16 protein-coding genes are annotated in these 20,174 nt (G+C 58.9%); 9 read left to right on the top strand and 7 right to left on the bottom strand.

The genetic code is table 11. The features are described 5' to 3' along the window. Nucleotides 1–150: 150 nt before the first annotated feature. On the bottom strand, nucleotides 151–2,379 hold the full coding sequence (locus ACA051_RS18935; protein WP_497371402.1) for an NADP-dependent isocitrate dehydrogenase: 2,229 nt from the start codon (nucleotides 2,377–2,379) through the stop codon (nucleotides 151–153). A gap of 494 nt (nucleotides 2,380–2,873) precedes the next feature. Between ACA051_RS18935 and icd the strand changes: the two genes are divergently transcribed. Then, the gene (icd, locus tag ACA051_RS18930) at nucleotides 2,874–4,130 is read left to right on the top strand and encodes an NADP-dependent isocitrate dehydrogenase (protein WP_010458895.1); all 1,257 of its coding nucleotides are present in this window, start codon (nucleotides 2,874–2,876) and stop codon (nucleotides 4,128–4,130) included. 82 nt (nucleotides 4,131–4,212) lie between these two features. Here the strand turns inward: icd and cspD are convergent, their stop codons facing one another. Continuing rightward, complete coding sequence (gene cspD, locus ACA051_RS18925; protein WP_497303882.1) at nucleotides 4,213–4,503, bottom strand: cold shock domain-containing protein CspD; 291 nt, start codon at nucleotides 4,501–4,503, stop codon at nucleotides 4,213–4,215. Between the two features lie 224 nt (nucleotides 4,504–4,727). Between cspD and clpS the strand changes: the two genes are divergently transcribed. Then, entirely contained in the window at nucleotides 4,728–5,111 is a 384-nt protein-coding gene (clpS, locus tag ACA051_RS18920; RefSeq protein WP_497303880.1) for an ATP-dependent Clp protease adapter ClpS, read from the top strand. 30 nt (nucleotides 5,112–5,141) lie between these two features. Next, nucleotides 5,142–7,412, top strand: coding sequence for an ATP-dependent Clp protease ATP-binding subunit ClpA (gene clpA, locus ACA051_RS18915; protein ID WP_201197127.1), 2,271 nt, complete (start codon nucleotides 5,142–5,144; stop codon nucleotides 7,410–7,412). Nucleotides 7,413–8,284: 872 nt separating this feature from the next. Here the strand turns inward: clpA and infA are convergent. From infA to trxB, 4 genes are all read right to left on the bottom strand, one after another. Next, nucleotides 8,285–8,503: a translation initiation factor IF-1 gene (gene infA, locus ACA051_RS18910; protein WP_002553999.1), complete on the bottom strand. Its 219-nt coding sequence runs from the start codon at nucleotides 8,501–8,503 to the stop codon at nucleotides 8,285–8,287. 100 nt (nucleotides 8,504–8,603) lie between these two features. Beyond that, on the bottom strand, nucleotides 8,604–9,311 hold the full coding sequence (locus tag ACA051_RS18905; RefSeq protein ID WP_497303878.1) for an arginyltransferase: 708 nt from the start codon (nucleotides 9,309–9,311) through the stop codon (nucleotides 8,604–8,606). Nucleotides 9,312–9,368: 57 nt separating this feature from the next. Continuing rightward, on the bottom strand, nucleotides 9,369–10,049 hold the full coding sequence (aat, locus tag ACA051_RS18900) for a leucyl/phenylalanyl-tRNA--protein transferase (protein WP_010458902.1): 681 nt from the start codon (nucleotides 10,047–10,049) through the stop codon (nucleotides 9,369–9,371). Between the two features lie 64 nt (nucleotides 10,050–10,113). Then, nucleotides 10,114–11,073 (bottom strand): thioredoxin-disulfide reductase, encoded by a 960-nt coding sequence (trxB, locus tag ACA051_RS18895; protein WP_497303876.1) that lies wholly within the window; start codon nucleotides 11,071–11,073, stop codon nucleotides 10,114–10,116. A gap of 307 nt (nucleotides 11,074–11,380) precedes the next feature. On the opposite strand from trxB, the gene ACA051_RS18890 reads away from it, so the two are divergent. From ACA051_RS18890 to cysG, 6 genes are all read left to right on the top strand, one after another. Next, nucleotides 11,381–13,789 carry a DNA translocase FtsK gene (locus ACA051_RS18890; protein ID WP_010458906.1) on the top strand — a complete coding sequence of 803 codons (2,409 nt, stop codon included), beginning with the start codon at nucleotides 11,381–11,383 and terminating at the stop codon, nucleotides 13,787–13,789. 64 nt (nucleotides 13,790–13,853) lie between these two features. Next, the gene (gene lolA / locus ACA051_RS18885; protein WP_497303874.1) at nucleotides 13,854–14,477 is read left to right on the top strand and encodes an outer membrane lipoprotein periplasmic chaperone LolA; all 624 of its coding nucleotides are present in this window, start codon (nucleotides 13,854–13,856) and stop codon (nucleotides 14,475–14,477) included. Between the two features lie 173 nt (nucleotides 14,478–14,650). Further along, complete coding sequence (locus tag ACA051_RS18880) at nucleotides 14,651–15,973, top strand: replication-associated recombination protein A (protein ID WP_027925133.1); 1,323 nt, start codon at nucleotides 14,651–14,653, stop codon at nucleotides 15,971–15,973. After that, nucleotides 15,974–16,348 carry a fluoride efflux transporter CrcB gene (crcB, locus tag ACA051_RS18875; protein ID WP_403104281.1) on the top strand — a complete coding sequence of 125 codons (375 nt, stop codon included), beginning with the start codon at nucleotides 15,974–15,976 and terminating at the stop codon, nucleotides 16,346–16,348. A 15-nt stretch (nucleotides 16,349–16,363) separates the two neighbouring features. Next, on the top strand, nucleotides 16,364–17,644 hold the full coding sequence (gene serS / locus ACA051_RS18870; protein ID WP_497371399.1) for a serine--tRNA ligase: 1,281 nt from the start codon (nucleotides 16,364–16,366) through the stop codon (nucleotides 17,642–17,644). Beyond that, nucleotides 17,645–19,039 (top strand): siroheme synthase CysG, encoded by a 1,395-nt coding sequence (gene cysG / locus ACA051_RS18865; protein ID WP_497303872.1) that lies wholly within the window; start codon nucleotides 17,645–17,647, stop codon nucleotides 19,037–19,039. 119 nt (nucleotides 19,040–19,158) lie between these two features. Here the strand turns inward: cysG and ACA051_RS18860 are convergent, their stop codons facing one another. Beyond that, the gene (locus ACA051_RS18860) at nucleotides 19,159–20,160 is read right to left on the bottom strand and encodes a glutathione S-transferase family protein (protein ID WP_497371397.1); all 1,002 of its coding nucleotides are present in this window, start codon (nucleotides 20,158–20,160) and stop codon (nucleotides 19,159–19,161) included. Between the last annotated feature and the right edge of the window lie 14 nt (nucleotides 20,161–20,174).

Raw genomic sequence — 20,174 nt, 5'->3', positions numbered from 1 at the left:
GGTGGGTCAGTCAATAAAGATGTTGAATGATAAACCGCATTCGCGAGCAAGCCCGCTCCCACATTGGTCCAGTGTTCACATTGGAACTGTGTAAAAGTCAGAAACAGAAACCCCGGCACTGGGCCGGGGCTTCTTTACATCCTTACAACCTTAAACCAGCGCAGCGATCGCGGCGTTGAAGGTGTTGCTCGGGCGCATGGCCTTGCTGATCAGCTCGGCATTGGCGTGGTAGTAACCGCCGATGTCTACTGGCTTGCCCTGAACGGCGTTGAGTTCGGCAACGATGGTTGCTTCGTTCTCGGCCAGGGTTTTGGCCAGTTCGCCGAACTGCGCTTGCAGTGCAGCGTCTTCGGTCTGGGCAGCCAGGGCTTGAGCCCAGTACAGCGCCAGGTAGAAGTGGCTGCCGCGGTTGTCGATGTTGCCGACTTTACGCGATGGCGACTTGTTGTTGTCCAGGAACTGGCCGGTAGCCTGATCCAGGGTCTTGGCCAGTACCAGCGCCTTAGGGTTGTTGTACGTGACGCCCAGGTGCTCGAGGGAAGCGGCCAGGGCCAGGAACTCGCCCAGGGAGTCCCAGCGCAGGAAGTTTTCTTCCAGCAGTTGCTGAACGTGCTTCGGTGCCGAACCGCCGGCGCCGGTTTCGAACAGACCGCCGCCATTCATCAGCGGAACGATCGACAGCATCTTGGCGCTGGTGCCCAGTTCCATGATCGGGAACAGGTCGGTCAGGTAGTCGCGCAATACGTTGCCGGTCACCGAGATGGTGTCCTTGCCTTCGCGAGTGCGGCCCAGGGTGAAGGCCATCGCGTCGACGGGCGACATGATGCGGATGTCCAGGCCGGACGTGTCGTGATCCTTCAGGTAAGCCTGAACTTTCTCGATCACTACGCCGTCGTGGGCGCGCATCGGGTCCAGCCAGAAAATCGCTGGCGTGGCGCTTGCGCGAGCGCGGTTGACGGCGAGTTTGACCCAGTCCTGGATCGGCGCGTCTTTTGTCTGGCACATGCGGAAGATGTCGCCGGCTTCAACCGACTGTTCCAGCAGGGTGCGGCCAGCGCCGTCGGAAACCCGAACCACGCCGTTGGCCTTGATCTGGAAAGTTTTGTCGTGCGAGCCGTACTCTTCGGCTTTTTTCGCCATCAGGCCAACGTTTGGCACGCTGCCCATGGTGGTCGGATCGAAAGCGCCGTTTACCTTGCAGTCTTCGATGACCGCCTGGTAGATGGTGGCGTAGCAGCGATCCGGGATCACCGCCTTGGTGTCGTGCAGCTGACCGTCAGTGCCCCACATCTTGCCGGAGTCACGGATCATTGCCGGCATCGAGGCGTCGACGATCACGTCGCTCGGCACGTGCAGGTTGGTGATGCCTTTGTCGGAGTTGACCATGGCCAACGACGGACGAGCGGCGTAGACCGCCTGGATGTCTGCTTCGATCTGCGCTTGCTGCTCAGCCGGCAGGGCCTTGATGCGAGCGTACAGGTCGCCGATGCCGTTGTTCAGGTTGAAGCCGATCTGTGCCAGCACGTCAGCGTGCTTGGCCAGTGCGTCTTTATAGAACTCGGCAACGATCTGGCCGAACATGATCGGGTCGGAGACCTTCATCATGGTGGCTTTCAGGTGAACCGACAGCAGCACGCCTTTTTGCTTGGCGTCTTCGATCTCGGCCGCGATGAAGCTGCGCAGGGCGTTTTTGCTCAGTACCGCACAATCGAGGATCTCACCGGATTGCACGGTGGTTTTTTCTTTCAGGACGGTGGTGGTGGTGCCGTCTTGAGCGATCAGTTCGATTTTGACGGCGTCAGCGGCGTCGATCAGGGCAGCTTTTTCGCTGCCGTAGAAATCGCCGGTGCTCATGTGCGCGACGTGGGACTTGGAGTCCGCAGCCCAGGCGCCCATTTTGTGCGGGTGCTTGCGTGCATAGTTCTTGACCGACAGCGGTGCACGACGATCGGAGTTGCCTTCGCGCAGCACCGGGTTCACGGCGCTGCCCTTGATCTTGTCGTAACGCGACTTGGCGAGCTTGTCGGCGTCGGTGGTCACGGTTTCCGGGTAGTCCGGCAGGGCGAAGCCCTGGGCTTGCAGCTCTTTGATCGCGGCTTGCAGTTGCGGAACCGAGGCGCTGATGTTCGGCAGCTTGATGATGTTGGCTTCAGGCGTAACGGCCAGGTCGCCCAGTTCGGCGAGGTGGTCGGCTACGGCTTTGTCACCCAATTGCTCGGGGAAGCTGGCCAGGATGCGCCCTGCAAGAGAGATATCGCGGGTTTCCACGGCGATATCAGCCGAAGCGGTGAACGCTTCTACGATAGGCAACAGTGAATAGGTGGCGAGGGCGGGAGCTTCGTCGGTGAAGGTATAGATGATCTTCGAGCGGGTGGGCATATTCGGATTAACTCTCTCTTCTTTGCTAAAGCGTGCGCAGAAACTCGAGGAGCGCCGGGTAAGCGCGTTCGTTCAAAGTCATCCATGAGCCGAATGTCGAGGTTTCTTTGCGGTGATGTTGGGTGCATCGGTCGAGCGTCAAGCGGGTGGACTGCGGTAACAATCCGGCTTTTTCGGGCCCAAAGCCTTGTAGTAGAAAGGTTGGCCGTCGTGACTCTGTGGTCAGCGGGCGGCATTATACATAGGTAGCTGGCAATCTGCCGATGGTTCATATGCAACGATTCTCGTCCATTGGTCTAAAGGTCGCAGGGGCGAGTGGGGCGTAGAGTCTTGCACCGTGCTTGAGTTTGGCGCTTTTCCCTTTGCTTTCAGACTTGTACGTCGCGAACTGTGCAGCTTTGCGGCAGATGGATGGAACATAGGGTTTGCGTGCCGATTTAACTGGGGTACGCTCGAACGAAGCCAGATGTTCAATCCAAACAATGGAGTTCAGCATGGGATACAAGAAGATTCAGGTTCCAGCAGTCGGCGACAAAATCACCGTCAACGCGGACCATTCTCTCAATGTTCCTAACAACCCGATCATCCCCTTCATCGAAGGCGATGGTATTGGCGTTGATATCAGCCCGGTCATGATCAAGGTTGTCGATGCTGCTGTTAAGAAGGCTTACGGCGGCGAGCGCAAAATTTCCTGGATGGAAGTCTACGCCGGGGAAAAAGCGACTCAGGTTTACGACCAGGACACCTGGCTGCCTCAGGAAACCCTGGACGCGGTCAAGGATTACGTGGTTTCCATCAAGGGCCCTCTGACGACTCCGGTCGGCGGCGGCATCCGTTCCCTGAACGTGGCCCTGCGTCAGCAACTCGACCTTTATGTGTGCCTGCGCCCGGTGCGCTGGTTCGAAGGCGTGCCTAGCCCGGTCAAGAAGCCAGGCGACGTCGACATGACGATTTTCCGTGAGAACTCGGAAGACATCTACGCCGGTATCGAATGGAAAGCCGGTTCGCCGGAAGCGACCAAGGTCATCAAGTTCCTCAAAGATGAAATGGGCGTCACCAAGATTCGTTTTGACGAAAACTGCGGTATCGGCATCAAGCCAGTCTCGCTGCAAGGCACCAAGCGTCTGGCGCGCAAGGCGTTGCAGTATGTGGTCGACAACGACCGCGACTCGCTGACCATCGTGCACAAAGGCAACATCATGAAGTTCACCGAAGGTGCCTTCAAGGAATGGGCCTACGAAGTGGCCGCTGAAGAATTCGGCGCGACCCTGCTCGACGGCGGTCCGTGGATGCAGTTCAAGAACCCGAAAACCGGCAAGAACGTCATCGTCAAGGACGCCATCGCCGACGCCATGCTTCAGCAGATCCTGCTGCGCCCGGCCGAGTACGATGTGATCGCGACCCTGAACCTGAACGGTGACTATCTCTCTGACGCTCTGGCGGCGGAAGTGGGTGGTATCGGCATTGCGCCTGGTGCCAACCTGTCCGACACCATCGCGATGTTCGAAGCGACCCACGGTACTGCGCCGAAGTACGCCGGCAAGGACCAGGTCAACCCGGGTTCGCTGATCCTGTCCGCCGAGATGATGCTGCGCCACATGGGCTGGACCGAAGCGGCCGATCTGATCATCAAGGGCACCAACGGCGCGATTTCCGCCAAGACCGTGACCTATGACTTCCACCGTCTGATGGAAGGCGCGAAGCTGCTGTCTTCTTCTGCGTTCGGTGATGCGCTGATCTCGCACATGTAAGCGAGTTCACGCACGACAAAAACCGCCCGATTCAAGTGATTGAGTCGGGCGGTTTTTTTATGACTGGATGACGTGTACCGGTTTAAGCCGTAACGGTCTGCTGCGCGGCGGGCGCGGGGACTGCCTGAGCGTCCTCGGGTGTGCCGATGTTGATGGCATGCAGACCCTTGGGTCCCTGGATGATGTCAAAGACGACCGCTTGGCCGGCTTTCAGGGTTCTATAACCGTCCATCTGGATGGCCGAATAATGGGCGAAGAGGTCTTCGCTATCACCTTCCTTGTTGATGAATCCATAACCCTTGGCATTGTTGAACCATTTGACCTTACCTTTTACAGTGCCTTTGTCTGGCACTGTGTCCTTGACGCCTGACATACCCATATCCCTCTGCAACAGACTCCATCACTGGAGTATCATCAAGTACATCCGCAGTCGAATCTCGAAATAAGATTGACTCCGCGGACCTTTTTTACCCACTGTGGGCTCTATTGGTTGTAACACCGTTTTGCCGATAGTCAAGGTGACCGGGCGGTCGGAGTTGAAATCGTCCATAACCGCCCCCACCACTGTATTTGAACAACTGACGAACCTTTCTTTCCATGCATGCAATCAGCCAGATTCGACTAACATTCAATCAGGATCGCCCGGCTCTCCAAAAAGATCACCCGGGGGAACACGACGACGATTCCGCAGGCATTGCTGTTCAGGAGGCCAAGCCTGCTTTACAGGCGCCGCCGATGTACAAGGTGGTTTTGTTCAATGATGACTACACACCGATGGATTTCGTCGTCGAAGTGCTCGAGGTGTTTTTTAACCTGAATCGGGAGCTGGCGACCAAGGTCATGCTGGCCGTCCACACAGAAGGACGGGCAGTATGTGGAGTGTTTACCCGCGACATCGCCGAGACTAAGGCCATGCAGGTCAACCAGTACGCCAGGGAAAGCCAGCATCCGCTACTCTGTGAAATCGAGAAGGACGGTTAATCGCCGACCACTTGGGTATGAGGTGAAGCTATGTTAAACCGCGAGCTCGAAGTCACCCTCAATCTTGCCTTCAAGGAGGCTAGATCGAAGCGTCATGAATTCATGACCGTCGAACACCTCCTGCTGGCCCTATTGGACAATGAGGCTGCCGCCACCGTTTTGCGTGCCTGCGGCGCAAACCTCGACAAACTCAAGCACGATCTGCAGGAGTTCATCGACTCCACCACGCCGTTGATCCCCGTCCATGACGAGGATCGCGAGACCCAACCAACCTTGGGCTTCCAGCGTGTTCTGCAGCGTGCTGTCTTTCACGTACAGAGCTCGGGCAAACGCGAAGTGACTGGCGCGAACGTGCTGGTCGCCATCTTCAGTGAGCAAGAGAGTCAGGCAGTGTTCCTGCTGAAACAGCAGAGCGTTGCGCGCATCGATGTCGTCAACTACATCGCCCATGGCATTTCCAAAGTGCCGGGGCATGGCGATCACTCTGAAGGTGAGCAAGATATGCAGGACGACGAGGGCGGTGAGTCTTCTTCTTCAGGCAATCCTCTGGATGCTTATGCCAGTAACCTCAACGAGCTCGCGCGCCAGGGTCGTATCGATCCGTTGGTAGGCCGTGAGCTGGAAGTCGAGCGTGTCGCGCAGATCCTGGCGCGTCGTCGCAAAAACAATCCGCTGCTGGTGGGCGAGGCGGGCGTGGGTAAAACCGCGATTGCCGAAGGCCTGGCCAAACGCATTGTCGACAACCAGGTGCCGGACTTGCTGGCCAACAGCGTGGTCTATTCCCTCGATCTGGGGGCCTTGCTGGCCGGGACCAAATACCGTGGCGATTTCGAGAAACGCTTCAAGGCGTTGCTCAATGAGCTGAAAAAACGTCCGCAGGCGATCCTGTTCATCGACGAGATCCACACCATCATCGGTGCGGGTGCGGCATCCGGTGGCGTCATGGATGCGTCGAACCTGCTCAAGCCGCTGCTGTCGTCGGGCGATATCCGTTGCATCGGATCGACCACGTTCCAGGAATTCCGCGGGATCTTCGAGAAGGACCGTGCCCTGGCGCGCCGCTTCCAGAAGGTCGATGTGTCGGAGCCGTCGGTGGAAGACACCATCAGCATCCTTCGTGGCCTGAAAGGGCGTTTCGAAACGCACCACGGCATCGAATACAGCGATGAAGCGTTGCGTGCGGCCGCTGAGCTGGCCTCGCGCTACATCAATGACCGGCACATGCCGGACAAGGCCATCGACGTCATCGACGAAGCGGGTGCCTACCAGCGCCTGCAGCCAATCGAGAAGCGCGTAAAACGCATCGAGGTGCCTCAGGTCGAGGACATCGTGGCGAAAATCGCGCGGATTCCGCCTAAGCACGTCAACAGTTCTGATCGAGAATTGCTGCGTAACCTTGAGCGTGACCTGAAATTGACGGTATTTGGTCAGGATGCTGCCATCGACTCGTTGTCGACGGCGATCAAACTGTCCCGTGCCGGCCTCAAGTCGCCTGACAAGCCAGTCGGTTCGTTTCTGTTCGCAGGGCCGACCGGTGTCGGCAAAACCGAAGCGGCGCGTCAGCTGGCCAAGGCGTTGGGCATCGAGCTTGTTCGTTTCGACATGTCCGAGTACATGGAGCGCCACACCGTCTCGCGTCTGATCGGTGCGCCTCCAGGCTATGTCGGGTTTGATCAGGGCGGTCTGCTGACCGAGGCCATCACCAAGCAGCCTCACTGCGTGCTGTTGCTCGATGAGATCGAGAAGGCGCATCCGGAAGTCTTCAACCTGCTGCTGCAGGTCATGGACCACGGTACGCTGACCGATAACAACGGGCGCAAGGCGGACTTCCGTAACGTGATTGTCATCATGACGACCAACGCCGGTGCCGAAACAGCGGCGCGTGCTTCGATCGGTTTCACCCATCAGGACCACTCGTCCGATGCGATGGAAGTGATCAAGAAGAGCTTCACGCCGGAGTTCCGCAACCGTCTGGACACCATTATCCAGTTTGGTCGCCTCAGTCATGAGGTCATCAAAAGCGTGGTGGACAAGTTCCTTACCGAGCTTCAGGCGCAGCTGGAAGACAAGCGCGTGCAGCTGGAAGTGACCGATGCTGCGCGAAGCTGGCTGGCAGCAGGTGGCTACGACTCGGCAATGGGGGCTCGACCAATGGCGCGTTTGATCCAGGACAAGATCAAGCGTCCGCTGGCGGAAGAGATCCTCTTTGGCGAACTGGCCGACCATGGTGGCGTGGTTCACATCGACCTCAAGGACGGCGAGCTGACCTTCGAGTTCGAAACCACGGCTGAAATGGCCTGACGGTTGTTGATCTGTTGTAAAGCGAAAGGCGCCCTCGGGCGCCTTTTTGCTGTCTGGGTTTTTGTGTTTGTGTACATATCCGTTTCTGCGGTAACGGCGACTTAGGGTTTCGCCCTTACGGCGACTCACTTTTTTTACAAACGCCTAAAAAAAGTAAGCAAAAAAACGCTCGCCCCAAGCGTCCAGCCCCTCGCTTAGGCTCGGCGTTCCTTCGCTCCGGCATTCATCTGGGGGCATCGCCTCCAGTTGGCTTCGCTTCAACCTCCTCTCGATGTGTTCGACTTCGTCGAACGGCGCTGCGCGCCTCCCCCCAGATGAACACCTCCACTCAGCCTCCCGAAGGGGCGGGTGGATCAAGATCAAAAGCTTCAGGCGAGCTAACGCTCGGCCTGTTGAGTGGTGAGAAGCGGGTGTACACCCATCCCCTGTAGGAGCTGTCGAGTGAAACGAGGCTGCGATCTTTTGATCTTGCTGTGGCTGCGGCTTTAGATCTTGATTCTGCTTTTGATCTTTCGCCCCTTCGGCAGGCCGAGCGTAGGTGTTCATCAGGGGGTTAGGCGCGAAGCGCCGTTCGGCGAAGCTGCACACATCGAGAGGAGGTCGTCGCGAAGCAGACCGTAGGCGATGTCACTGATGGATACCGTAGCGAGGGAACACTGAGCTTTAGCGAAGTGCCGTACGCCGGGGCAAAGCCTTTTGGTTCCTTTTTGCTGGGCCGGCACTCCGGCGTTTGAAAAAGGGACTCGCTGTAAGAGCAAAACCATATTCAGCCGTTACGACAGCAACGGATATATACCCAAAATCATAGAGCCCACCAAATCGCAGACAAACAAAAACGCCCGGCATAAACCGGGCGTTTTGTATTGACTTGATTAGCGAGCGCGGTAAGTGATGCGCCCTTTGCTCAAGTCATAGGGCGTCAGCTCGACGCGCACTTTGTCACCGGTAAGAATACGAATGTAGTTCTTGCGCATCTTGCCGGAGATATGCGCGGTTACGACGTGCCCATTTTCCAACTCCACACGAAACATGGTGTTGGGCAGGGTGTCGACGACAGTGCCTTCCATTTCGAAGCTGTCTTCTTTCGACATGCAGTAAAGCCCTCGGTGTCCAATGAATGGCCCGGTGCAACTGCGCCAGGCAAAAGCGGCGTGCATTGTGCCCGAAAAATGGGGTTTAAGCCAAGGGGTTCTAGTTCAGGATGACCCAGCGCTGATTAATCAGCAGTTCGATAGGTCGATATTGCGTCTTGTAGCTCATCTTTTTGCAGTTTTTGATCCAGTAGCCGAGGTAGACCGCTTCCAGTCCAAGGCGCTGGGCCTCGGCGATTTGCCAGAGGATCGCATAGCGACCCAGGCTGCGGCGTTCTTCATCGGGCTCGTAGAAGGTGTAGACCGCCGACAGACCGTTCGGCAGCAAGTCGGTGACGGCCACTGCCAGCAGCCGGTCTTCGAGACGAAATTCGTAGAATCGCGAGAACGGCAGGTCACGCACCAGGAACGTCGAAAACTGGTCGCGACTCGGCGGGTACATGTCGCCATCGGCGTGACGTTGTTCGATGTAGCGCTGATAGAGATCGAAATACTCTTCGCTGAATTTTGGCCGGGCCGGGCTCACGTGCAGGTCGGCGTTGCGTTTGAAGATGCGTTTCTGCTGACGGTTGGGAGCAAATTGCGCCACAGGGATGCGCGCCGGGACGCACGCATTGCAATTCTGGCAATGAGGCCGGTAAAGATGATCGCCGCTGCGACGGAAACCCATTTCAGACAGGTCTGCGTAGACATGCACATCCATGGGCTGACTAGGGTCGAGGAACAGGGTCGTGGCCTGCTCCTCGGGCAGATAGCTGCAAGAGTGGGGCTGAGTGGCATAAAACTTCAAACGCGCCAACTCGGTCATGATCAACCCTCGGGAATAAGCTTTGAATTAAGTGTAAGCCACACGGGCAAAAGTCGCTCAGCAAACCCAGGTGGCGCGGCTGGGTTGATCCAGATGTTGCGCGAGAAAGTTGGCGAAATCGCGCCGGGGAATCGCTCGGGCGCCGAGGCTGTGCAGATGGTCGGTCGGCATCTGGCAGTCGATCAGCACAAAACCGGAGTCTTTCAGATGTCGCACCAGCGTGGCAAAGCCATATTTCGAGGCATTGTCGGCGCGGCTGAACATGGACTCACCGAAAAACAGCTGACCCATCGCCAGGCCATAGAGCCCGCCGACCAGCACGCCATCATCCCAAACCTCCACGGAATGCGCGTAGCCACGCCGATGCAGCTCGAGGTAAGCCGTCTGCATCGCGTCAGTGATCCAGGTGCCGTCGGCATAATCGCGAGGGGCGGCGCAGGCGCTGATCACCGAGGCAAAATCCTGATCAAAGGTCACTTGATAGCGTTGCTGGCGCAACAATTTATTCAGGCTGCGCGAGACATGCAGTTCGTCGGGAAATAATACGGTGCGCGGATCCGGTGACCACCACAGAATTGGCTGACCTTCCGAGAACCATGGAAAGCAGCCGTGGCGATAAGCCTGAATCAGACGATCGGCGGACAGATCGCCGCCCGCGGCCAACAATCCATTGGGGTCGCGCATGGCTTTTTCCAACGGCGGGAACGTCAGGGTGTTGCGTTGTAACCAAGTCAGCATGGCATCCGGGCTTGCAGAAGGGGAGGGCGGTGACGGGCTGGTGGGCCCGCCGTAAAGTGTGCCGTCAAACGGTGGGAATGTCGTCGAGGTATTTCTCGGCGTCCAGTGCGGCCATGCAGCCAGCCCCGGCGGAGGTCACGGCCTGGCGGTAGACGTGATCGGCCACGTCGCCGGCGGCGAACACGCCCGGAATCTCGGTACCCGTGGCATCGCCTTCGCTGCCGCCCCTGACTAGCAGATAGCCATCACGCATTTTCAGCTGGCCCTCGAACAGGTCAGTATTGGGCTTGTGGCCGATGGCGATGAACACGCCTGCCAGCGCCAATTCACGGGTTTCGCCCGTGTGGCTGTCGCGCAGGCGGGCGCCGGTCACGCCACTGGCATCACCCAGCACTTCATCGAGATTCTGGTTCCAGTGCAGGCGTATATTACCGTTGGCGGCTTTTTCGAAGAGTTTGTCCTGGAGAATTTTCTCCGAGCGCAACTTGTCGCGTCGGTGGATCAGGTGGACTTCCTTGGCGATGTTCGACAGGTACAGCGCTTCTTCGACCGCCGTGTTGCCGCCGCCGACCACTGCGACCACTTGATTGCGATAAAAGAATCCATCGCACGTGGCGCAGGCCGAAACCCCTTTGCCGGCAAAGGCTTCTTCCGAGGGCAGCCCCAGGTACTGCGCCGAGGCGCCGGTGGCGATGATCAGTGCGTCGCAGGTGTAAGTGCCGCTGTCACCGATGAGTTCAAAAGGGCGCTGTTGCAACTTGGCCGTGTGGATGTGGTCGTAAACGATCTCAGTGGCAAAGCGCTCGGCGTGCTTTTGCATGCGTTCCATCAGCACCGGGCCGGTGAGGCCTTCAACGTCGCCGGGCCAGTTATCGACTTCGACGGTCGTGGTCAGCTGGCCACCTGCCTGTATGCCGGTAATGACAACGGGTTTGAGGTTGGCGCGGGCGGCATAAACGGCTGCGCTGTATCCGGCAGGGCCGGAACCCAGAATGATCAGGCGGGAATGCTTCGGTTCGCTCATAAAAACACCTCATAAGCCTTTGTCACAAAAGAGAATGCATGCTCAAATTGAAACGCGCGTAACGTGCTTTTGGCTATGCTACACCGAAGGGCTTCAAGCATGGCATCGGGCGAACAAACCCGTACAATGCCGTCTGTAACAGTGGTTGAAACAAAATAAGCTGTGCGTACCGTGTTTATAAAAACCGGGGCGCAATGTTAAAAGTAGTCCCAGTTGCGCGTGTTAACTTTTTTACCTGCCTGGATTGGGCAGTTTTTTATAGTCATTCAACAGATGGACGCGCCCAGGGCGCAGGAAAAGAAGCGTTTTGAAGAAATCCACCGCAGCACCCAAAACAGTCGTCGTTCCACTCTGGCGCCAGCACTTGCACTACCGGCTCAAGGAAGGTGCATTGATCGCCATCGGCGGCTTGTGCCTGTTCCTGATGATGGCCTTGTTGACCTATGGCAAGGACGATCCGGGCTGGAGCCATAACAGCAAGATCGACGACGTACAGAACTTCGGCGGGCCGGTCGGCTCCTACAGCGCCGATATCCTGTTCATGGTGCTGGGTTACTTCGCCTACATCTTCCCGCTGTTGTTGGCGATCAAGGCCTATCAGATCTTCCGTCAGCGCCACGAACAGTGGCAGTGGAGTGGCTGGCTGTTCTCCTGGCGCCTGATCGGCCTGGTGTTTCTGGTGCTGTCGGGCGCGGCCCTCGCGCATATCCATTTCCATGCGGCGACCGGTCTGCCAGCCGGCGCTGGCGGCGCGTTGGGCGAAAGCCTTGGCGACCTGGCCAGGAACGCGCTGAACATCCAGGGCAGCACGCTGTTGTTTATCGCGCTGTTTTTGTTCGGACTGACGGTGTTTACCGACTTGTCGTGGTTCAAGGTGATGGACGTTACCGGCAAGATCACCCTCGACCTGTTTGAACTGTTCCAGGGCGCGGCCAATCGCTGGTGGAGCGCCCGTGTCGAGCGCAAACAACTGGTGGCGCAACTGCGTGAAGTCGATGATCGCGTGCATGACGTGGTCGCCCCGACGGTTACGGACAAACGCGAGCAAGCCAAGGTCAAGGAACGTCTGATCGAACGTGAGCAGGCCCTGAGCAAGCACATGTCTGACCGCGAGAAGCAGGTGCCTCCCGTCATCGCGCCCGCACCGCCCAAGCCGGCCGCGCCGAGCAAGCGCGTAGAGAAAGAGAAACAGGCGCCCTTGTTCGTCGACAGCGCCGTCGAAGGCACTTTGCCGCCGATATCGATTCTCGACCCGGCCGAGAAGAAACAACTCAATTATTCTCCAGAATCGCTGGCCGCCGTCGGCCACTTGCTGGAAATCAAGCTCAAGGAATTCGGCGTTGAAGTCTCGGTGGATTCGATCCACCCGGGCCCGGTCATTACCCGTTACGAAATCCAGCCAGCGGCTGGCGTCAAGGTCAGCCGCATCTCCAACCTGGCGAAAGACCTCGCGCGTTCCCTGGCCGTGACCAGTGTACGTGTGGTGGAAGTGATCCCGGGCAAGACCACCGTCGGTATCGAGATTCCCAACGAAGACCGCCAGATCGTGCGTTTCTCCGAAGTGCTGTCGACCCCTGAGTACGACAACTTCAAGTCGCCGGTCACCTTGGCCCTGGGCCACGACATCGGTGGTAAGCCGGTCATCACTGACCTGGCGAAAATGCCGCACTTGCTGGTGGCCGGTACGACCGGTTCCGGTAAGTCGGTGGGTGTGAACGCGATGATTCTGTCGATCCTGTTCAAGTCCGGCCCGGAAGACGCCAAGCTGATCATGATCGACCCGAAAATGCTTGAGCTGTCGATCTACGAAGGCATTCCGCACCTGCTGTGCCCGGTCGTGACCGACATGAAGGATGCGGCCAACGCCCTGCGCTGGAGCGTGGCGGAGATGGAGCGTCGTTACAAACTGATGGCGAAGATGGGTGTACGAAACCTGTCGGGTTTCAACGCCAAGGTCAAGGAAGCCCAGGACGCCGGTACGCCGCTGACCGACCCTTTGTACAAGCGCGAAAGCATTCACGACGAAGCGCCGCTGCTGACCAAGCTGCCGACCATCGTCGTGGTCGTCGACGAATTCGCCGACATGATGATGATCGTCGGCAAAAAGGTAGAAGAACTGATCGCCCGTATCGCGCAGAAGGCCCGTGCGGCCGGTATCCACTTGATCCTCGCGACCCAGCGTCCGTCGGTTGACGTGATCACCGGTCTGATCAAGGCCAACATCCCGACGCGCATGGCGTTCCAGGTGTCGAGCAAGATCGACTCCCGGACCATCATCGACCAGGGCGGTGCCGAACAACTGCTGGGCCACGGTGACATGCTTTACATGCCGCCGGGCACGAGCCTGCCGATCCGTGTCCACGGTGCATTCGTGTCCGATGACGAGGTTCACCGGGTGGTTGAAGCCTGGAAGCTGCGCGGTGCACCGGAATACAACGACGAGATCCTGGCCGGTGTTGAAGAGGCCGGTAGCGGTTTCGACGGCGGCAGTGGCGGCGGCGACGAAGACAGCGAATCCGATGCGCTTTACGACGAAGCGGTGCAGTTCGTACTGGAAAGCCGTCGTGCGTCCATCTCTGCGGTCCAGCGAAAGCTGAAAATCGGCTACAACCGCGCCGCACGCATGATCGAAGCCATGGAAATGGCCGGGGTCGTGACGTCCATGAATACCAACGGTTCGCGTGAAGTCCTGGCGCCTGGCCCGGTACGCGACTGATTTGATTTGAAAGGGCGTCGCGACATGCGCCGCCCGAACTCCCACGAATGTTATGAGGACTCCCATGCGTCTTATCCGCATGCTGTTGCTGCCGGTACTGGCTTTGACCACGCTCTCGGCCCACGCCGATGACAAGGACGTGGCGCGTCTGACCCAATTGCTGGAAACATCCAAGACGCTGACCGCGCGTTTCTCGCAACTGACCCTTGATGGCAGTGGCACCCAGTTGCAGGAAACCACCGGGCAAATGTCCCTGCAGCGTCCTGGCCTGTTCTACTGGCATACCGACGCACCGCAAGAGCAATTGATGGTTTCCGATGGCAAGAAAGTATCCCTGTGGGACCCGGACCTGGAGCAGGTCACCATCAAGACCCTTGACCAGCGCCTGACCCAGACCCCGGCGCTGCTGCTGTCCGGCGACGTGTCCAAGATCAGCCAGAGCTTCGACATCAGCGCCAAGGAAGCCGGAGGCGTGATCGACTTCACCTTGAAGCCGAAAACCAAGGACACCCTGTTCGACAGCCTGCGTCTGTCGTTCCGCAATGGCCTGGTCAATGACATGCAACTGATCGACAGCGTCGGTCAGCGCACCAACATCCTGTTCACCGGTGTGAAGGCCAACGAGCCGATCCCGGCATCCAAGTTCAAGTTTGATATCCCCAAGGGTGCGGACGTGATCCAGGAGTAAGACTAAAACCCGTGGGAACGGGCTTGTGTGGCGAGGGAGCTTGCTCCCGCTGGGGCGCGAAGCGCCCCCCCCAAATGGGACTGCTGAGCAGTCCAGCGGGAGCAAGCTCCCTCGCCACAGGATTTCGCCAGACTTGAGAGCTACGTAATAAAGCGAGGTTTCAACCGCACGTGATGGACCTGTTTCGCAGTGCCCCGATCGCTCAACCTTTGGCTGCACGTCTGCGTGCGGCCAATCTGGACGAGTACGTCGGTCAGGAACACCTGCTCGCTCGCGGCAAGCCTTTGCGCGAAGCCCTGGAGCAGGGTGCCCTGCACTCGATGATTTTCTGGGGCCCGCCGGGCGTGGGCAAAACCACCCTGGCGCGGTTGCTCGCGGAAGTCTCGGATGCGCACTTCGAAACGGTCTCGGCAGTATTGGCTGGCGTGAAGGAAATCCGTCAGGCGGTGGAAATCGCCAAGCAGCAGGCCGGCCAGTACGGCAAGCGCACCATCCTGTTCGTCGATGAAGTGCATCGCTTCAACAAGTCGCAGCAGGATGCATTCCTGCCATACGTTGAAGACGGCACGCTGATTTTCATCGGCGCGACCACGGAAAACCCTTCTTTCGAACTCAACAACGCGTTGCTCTCCCGGGCACGCGTTTACGTGCTCAAAAGCCTCGACGAAGCGGCCCTGCGAAAATTGGTACATCGCGCGCTGACCGAAGAACGTGGCCTGGGCAAACGGCAGCTGACCCTCAGCGATGAAGGCTTCCAGATGCTGTTATCGGCTGCCGATGGCGATGGCCGACGTCTGCTGAACCTGCTGGAAAACGCCTCGGACCTGGCAGAAGACAACAGCGAGATCGGCGTCGATCTGCTGCAAAGTCTGCTTGGGGATACCCGTCGGCGTTTCGACAAGGGCGGCGAAGCGTTCTACGACCAGATTTCCGCGCTTCATAAATCGGTGCGTGGCTCCAATCCCGACGGCGCGTTGTACTGGTTTGCTCGGATGATCGACGGCGGTTGCGATCCGCTGTACCTGGCCCGACGCGTGGTGCGCATGGCCAGCGAAGACATCGGTAACGCGGACCCGCGCGCCCTGAGCCTGTGCCTGGCAGCGTGGGAAGTGCAGGAGCGCCTCGGCAGCCCTGAAGGCGAGTTGGCGGTGGCCCAGGCCATCACCTATCTGGCTTGCGCGCCGAAAAGCAACGCGGTCTACATGGGCTTCAAAGCCGCCATGCGCAGCGCCACCGAACACGGTTCGCTGGAAGTGCCGCTGCACCTGCGCAACGCACCGACCAAGCTGATGAAGCAATTGGGTTATGGCGATGAATACCGTTACGCCCACGATGAGCCAGACGCCTATGCCGCTGGCGAAGACTATTTCCCGGAAGAGCTCGAGCCGCAACCGTTCTATCAGCCGGTGCCTCGCGGCCTGGAGCTGAAGATTGGCGAAAAGCTCAATCACCTCGCACAACTTGACCGTCTAAGCCCCCGGCAGCGGAGAAAATAAGTGATTCCTTTGGTTATTGCGGTTTCCGTTGGCGGTATCGCCGGGACACTGTTGCGCTTTGCCACCGGTAATTGGGTCAACGCTAATTGGCCGCGGCACTTCTATACCGCGACGCTGGCCGTTAATATCGTCGGCTGTTTGCTGATCGGCGTTCTATACGGTCTGTTTTTGATACGCCCGGAGGTGCCGATCGAGGTGCGCGCCGGGTTGATGGTCGGCTTCCTCGGGGGGCTGACGACTTTTTCATCCTTTTCACTGGATACGGTGCGCCTGCTCGAAACCGGGCAAATGCCGCTGGCCCTGGGCTATGCTGCCATCAGCGTATTCGGCGGGCTGCTCGCGACCTGGGCTGGCCTGTCCTTGACCAAACTTTGATAACGAGAGACCGACATGCTCGATTCCAAACTGTTACGTAGCAACCTTCAGGACGTAGCGGACCGCCTGGCATCCCGTGGCTACACGCTGGATGTTGCGCGCATCGAAGCGCTGGAAGAACAGCGCAAGACCGTCCAGACCCGCACCGAAGCACTGCAGGCTGAACGTAATGCGCGCTCCAAATCCATCGGCCAGGCCAAGCAGCGCGGCGAAGACATCGCGCCGCTGATGGCTGACGTCGAGCGCATGGCGAACGAATTGAGTGCCGGCAAAGTCGAGCTGGACGCGATCCAGACCGACCTGGATTCGATCCTGCTCGGCATCCCGAACCTGCCACACGAATCCGTACCGATCGGCGCCGATGAAGACGGCAACGTCGAAGTGCGTCGCTGGGGCACCCCGACAGCCTTCGATTTCCCGGTTCAGGACCACGTGGCTCTGGGCGAGAAGTTCGGCTGGCTGGACTTCGAAACCGCCGCCAAGCTGTCCGGCGCCCGTTTCGCCCTGTTGCGCGGCCCGATCGCTCGCATGCACCGCGCCCTGGCGCAGTTCATGATCAACCTGCACACCAGCGAACACGGGTACGAAGAGGCTTACACGCCGTATCTGGTCCAGGCGCCGGCCTTGCAAGGCACTGGCCAGTTGCCGAAGTTCGAAGAAGACCTGTTCAAGATCAGCCGCGAAGGCGAAGCCGATCTGTACCTGATTCCGACCGCTGAAGTGTCGCTGACCAATATCGTCTCTGGCGAAATCGTCGATTCGAAACTGCTGCCGATCAAATTCGTCGCCCACACCCCGTGCTTCCGCAGCGAAGCCGGCGCGTCGGGTCGCGATACCCGCGGGATGATCCGTCAGCACCAGTTCGACAAAGTCGAGATGGTCCAGATCGTTGAGCCGTCGACGTCGATGGACGCGCTGGAAGGCCTGACCGCCAACGCCGAGAAAGTCCTGCAACTGCTGGAACTGCCTTATCGCACGATCGCACTGTGCACCGGCGACATGGGTTTCAGTGCGGTCAAGACTTACGACCTGGAAGTGTGGATCCCGAGCCAGGACAAGTACCGCGAGATTTCGTCGTGCTCCAACTGCGGCGACTTCCAGGCCCGTCGTATGCAAGCGCGTTTCCGCAACCCGGAAACCGGCAAGCCTGAACTGGTTCATACCCTGAATGGTTCGGGTCTGGCGGTCGGTCGTACCCTGGTGGCAGTGCTGGAAAACTACCAGCAAGCCGACGGTTCGATCCGTGTGCCTGAAGTGCTGAAACCGTACATGGGTGGCCTCGAGGTCATTGGCTAAATGGATTATCTGCCGCTGTTCCATAACCTTCGCGGCAGTCGTGTGTTGGTCGTTGGTGGGGGGGAGATTGCCTTGCGCAAATCCCGCCTGCTGGTAGAAGCCGGTGCGCTGCTGCGGGTGGTCGCACCTGAAATCGAACCGCAACTGCGCGAACTGGTTGTCGGCAGCGGTGGCGAGTGCCTGTTACGGGGTTACGTCGAGACGGACCTGGACGGTTGCGGGCTGATCATTGCCGCTACCGACGACGAACCGCTGAACGCGCAAGTCTCCGCCGATGCCCATCAGCGTTGCGTGCCGGTCAATGTGGTGGATGCGCCAGCCTTGTGCAGCGTGATCTTCCCGGCGATCGTCGACCGGTCTCCCTTGATTATTGCGGTGTCCAGCGGCGGCGATGCGCCGGTGCTGGCGCGGCTGATCCGCGCCAAACTGGAAACCTGGATTCCTTCCACCTACGGTCAACTGGCCGGTCTGGCGGCGCGTTTTCGCAGCCAGGTCAAACGCCTGCTCCCCGATGTGCAGCAGCGTCGGGCATTCTGGGAAGATGTGTTTCAGGGCCCGATTGCCGACCGGCAACTGGCCGGGCAGGGCGCTGAAGCCGAACGCCTGATGCTGGCGAAGATCAATGGCGAAGTGCCGGTCGCTACCGGCGAAGTGTATTTGGTGGGAGCGGGTCCCGGTGATCCCGACTTGCTGACCTTCCGTGCCTTGCGCCTGATGCAGCAAGCCGATGTGGTGCTCTACGACCGCCTGGTCGCCCCGGCGATTCTCGATTTGTGCCGTCGCGATGCCGAGCGGGTCTACGTTGGCAAGCGTCGCGCCGATCACGCCGTGCCGCAGGACCAGATCAATCAGCAATTGGTGGACCTTGCCAAGCAAGGCAAGCGGGTCGTGCGATTGAAGGGTGGTGATCCGTTCATCTTCGGTCGTGGCGGTGAAGAGATCGAAGAACTGGCGGCCCATGGCATCCCGTTCCAGGTCGTGCCAGGTATCACGGCCGCCAGCGGTTGCGCGGCGTATGCCGGGATTCCGCTGACCCATCGCGATTACGCGCAGTCAGTGCGATTTGTCACCGGGCACTTGAAGGATGGTTCCACCGACTTGCCGTGGGCCGACCTGGTCGCGCCAGCACAAACCCTGGTGTTTTACATGGGGCTGGTGGGCTTGCCGATCATCTGCGAGCAGTTGATCAAGCACGGTCGCGGGTCGGACACCCCGGCGGCGCTGATTCAGCAGGGCACCACGGTCAATCAGCGGGTATTTACCGGCACGCTGGCTGATCTTCCTCGACTGGTGGCGGAGCATGAAGTGCATGCGCCGACGCTGGTGATCGTTGGGGAAGTGGTGCAATTGCGCGAGAAACTGGCGTGGTTTGAAGGGGCTCAGGCGCAAGTCTAATCAGACCGAGTCGGTCCCATCACTAGCAGGCTAGCTCCCACAGGGAATTTGAGAACGACACAAATCCAGTGTGGGAGCTAGCCTGCTAGCGATTTGGGGCCTCAAAAACGGCACAAACCTCAGGCCCTGCGCCAAACCCCTTTCCCGTTCAACCGCGCCCGATCATGCGGCGCAGTGAAATCCTGCACCGGCCCTTTCGGCACAATCCCCGTAGGGTTGATGGTCTTGTGGCTGCCGTAGTAGTGATGCTTGATGTGCTCAAAATCCACCGTCTCGGCAATGCCCGGCCACTGATACATCTCCCGCAGCCAGTTCGACAGATTCGGATAATCGGCGATCCGACGCAGGTTGCACTTGAAGTGGCCGTGATACACCGCATCAAAGCGAATCAGCGTGGTGAACAGCCGAATATCCGCTTCGGTCAGGTACTCGCCGGCCAGGTAACGATTGGCGCCCAGCAGCTGCTCCAATCGATCCAGTTCGGCAAACACATCATCAAACGCTTCTTCATAAGCCTGCTGTGACGTGGCAAACCCGGCGCGATAAACGCCGTTGTTCACTGCCGGATAAATCCGCTCATTCAACGCATCGATCTCGCCGCGCAGGGGCGCCGGGTAGAAATCCAGGTCATTGCCGGTCAGGCCATCGAAGGCGCCGTTGAACATGCGGATGATCTCCGCCGATTCATTGTTGACGATGCGGTTTTGCTGTTTGTCCCAGAGCACCGGCACGGTGACACGACCGGTGTAATCGGCGGTATCGGCGGTGTAGCGCTGGTGCATGAAATTGAAATGATCGAGTTTGTCGCCAGTCGAACCCAGGTTCTGGTCGAAGGTCCAGCCGTTTTCCAGCATCAACCAACTGACCACCGAGACGTCGATCAGCCTTTCAAGGCCTTTGAGTTTGCGCAGGATCAGCGTGCGATGGGCCCACGGGCAGGCGAGGGACACGTAAAGGTGATAGCGGCCAGCCTCGGCTGCAAACCCACCGACGCCTGTCGGACCGGGCTTGCCGTCGGCGGTCAGCCAGTTGCGACGTTGCGCCTGTTCGCGCTGGAACGCGCCGTCCTTGCTGCTTTCGTACCACTGGTCATGCCAGCGACCTTCAACTAACAAACCCATGTTCAAGACTCCTC

This window comes from Pseudomonas sp. LBUM1669 (assembly GCF_059695705.1).
Note: the sequence above shows the minus strand (reverse complement) of the source record. Positions and strands in the feature narration are given on the sequence as shown.

Coding starts and splice junctions, on each gene's coding strand:
- ACA051_RS18935 (WP_497371402.1), bottom strand. CDS start 2,379: ATGCCCACCCGCTCGAAGATCATCTATACCTTCACCGACGAAGCTCCC.
- icd (WP_010458895.1), top strand. CDS start 2,874: ATGGGATACAAGAAGATTCAGGTTCCAGCAGTCGGCGACAAAATCACC.
- cspD (WP_497303882.1), bottom strand. CDS start 4,503: ATGTCAGGCGTCAAGGACACAGTGCCAGACAAAGGCACTGTAAAAGGT.
- clpS (WP_497303880.1), top strand. CDS start 4,728: ATGCATGCAATCAGCCAGATTCGACTAACATTCAATCAGGATCGCCCG.
- clpA (WP_201197127.1), top strand. CDS start 5,142: ATGTTAAACCGCGAGCTCGAAGTCACCCTCAATCTTGCCTTCAAGGAG.
- infA (WP_002553999.1), bottom strand. CDS start 8,503: ATGTCGAAAGAAGACAGCTTCGAAATGGAAGGCACTGTCGTCGACACC.
- ACA051_RS18905 (WP_497303878.1), bottom strand. CDS start 9,311: ATGACCGAGTTGGCGCGTTTGAAGTTTTATGCCACTCAGCCCCACTCT.
- aat (WP_010458902.1), bottom strand. CDS start 10,049: ATGCTGACTTGGTTACAACGCAACACCCTGACGTTCCCGCCGTTGGAA.
- trxB (WP_497303876.1), bottom strand. CDS start 11,073: ATGAGCGAACCGAAGCATTCCCGCCTGATCATTCTGGGTTCCGGCCCT.
- lolA (WP_497303874.1), top strand. CDS start 13,854: ATGCGTCTTATCCGCATGCTGTTGCTGCCGGTACTGGCTTTGACCACG.
- ACA051_RS18880 (WP_027925133.1), top strand. CDS start 14,651: ATGGACCTGTTTCGCAGTGCCCCGATCGCTCAACCTTTGGCTGCACGT.
- serS (WP_497371399.1), top strand. CDS start 16,364: ATGCTCGATTCCAAACTGTTACGTAGCAACCTTCAGGACGTAGCGGAC.
- cysG (WP_497303872.1), top strand. CDS start 17,645: ATGGATTATCTGCCGCTGTTCCATAACCTTCGCGGCAGTCGTGTGTTG.
- ACA051_RS18860 (WP_497371397.1), bottom strand. CDS start 20,160: ATGGGTTTGTTAGTTGAAGGTCGCTGGCATGACCAGTGGTACGAAAGC.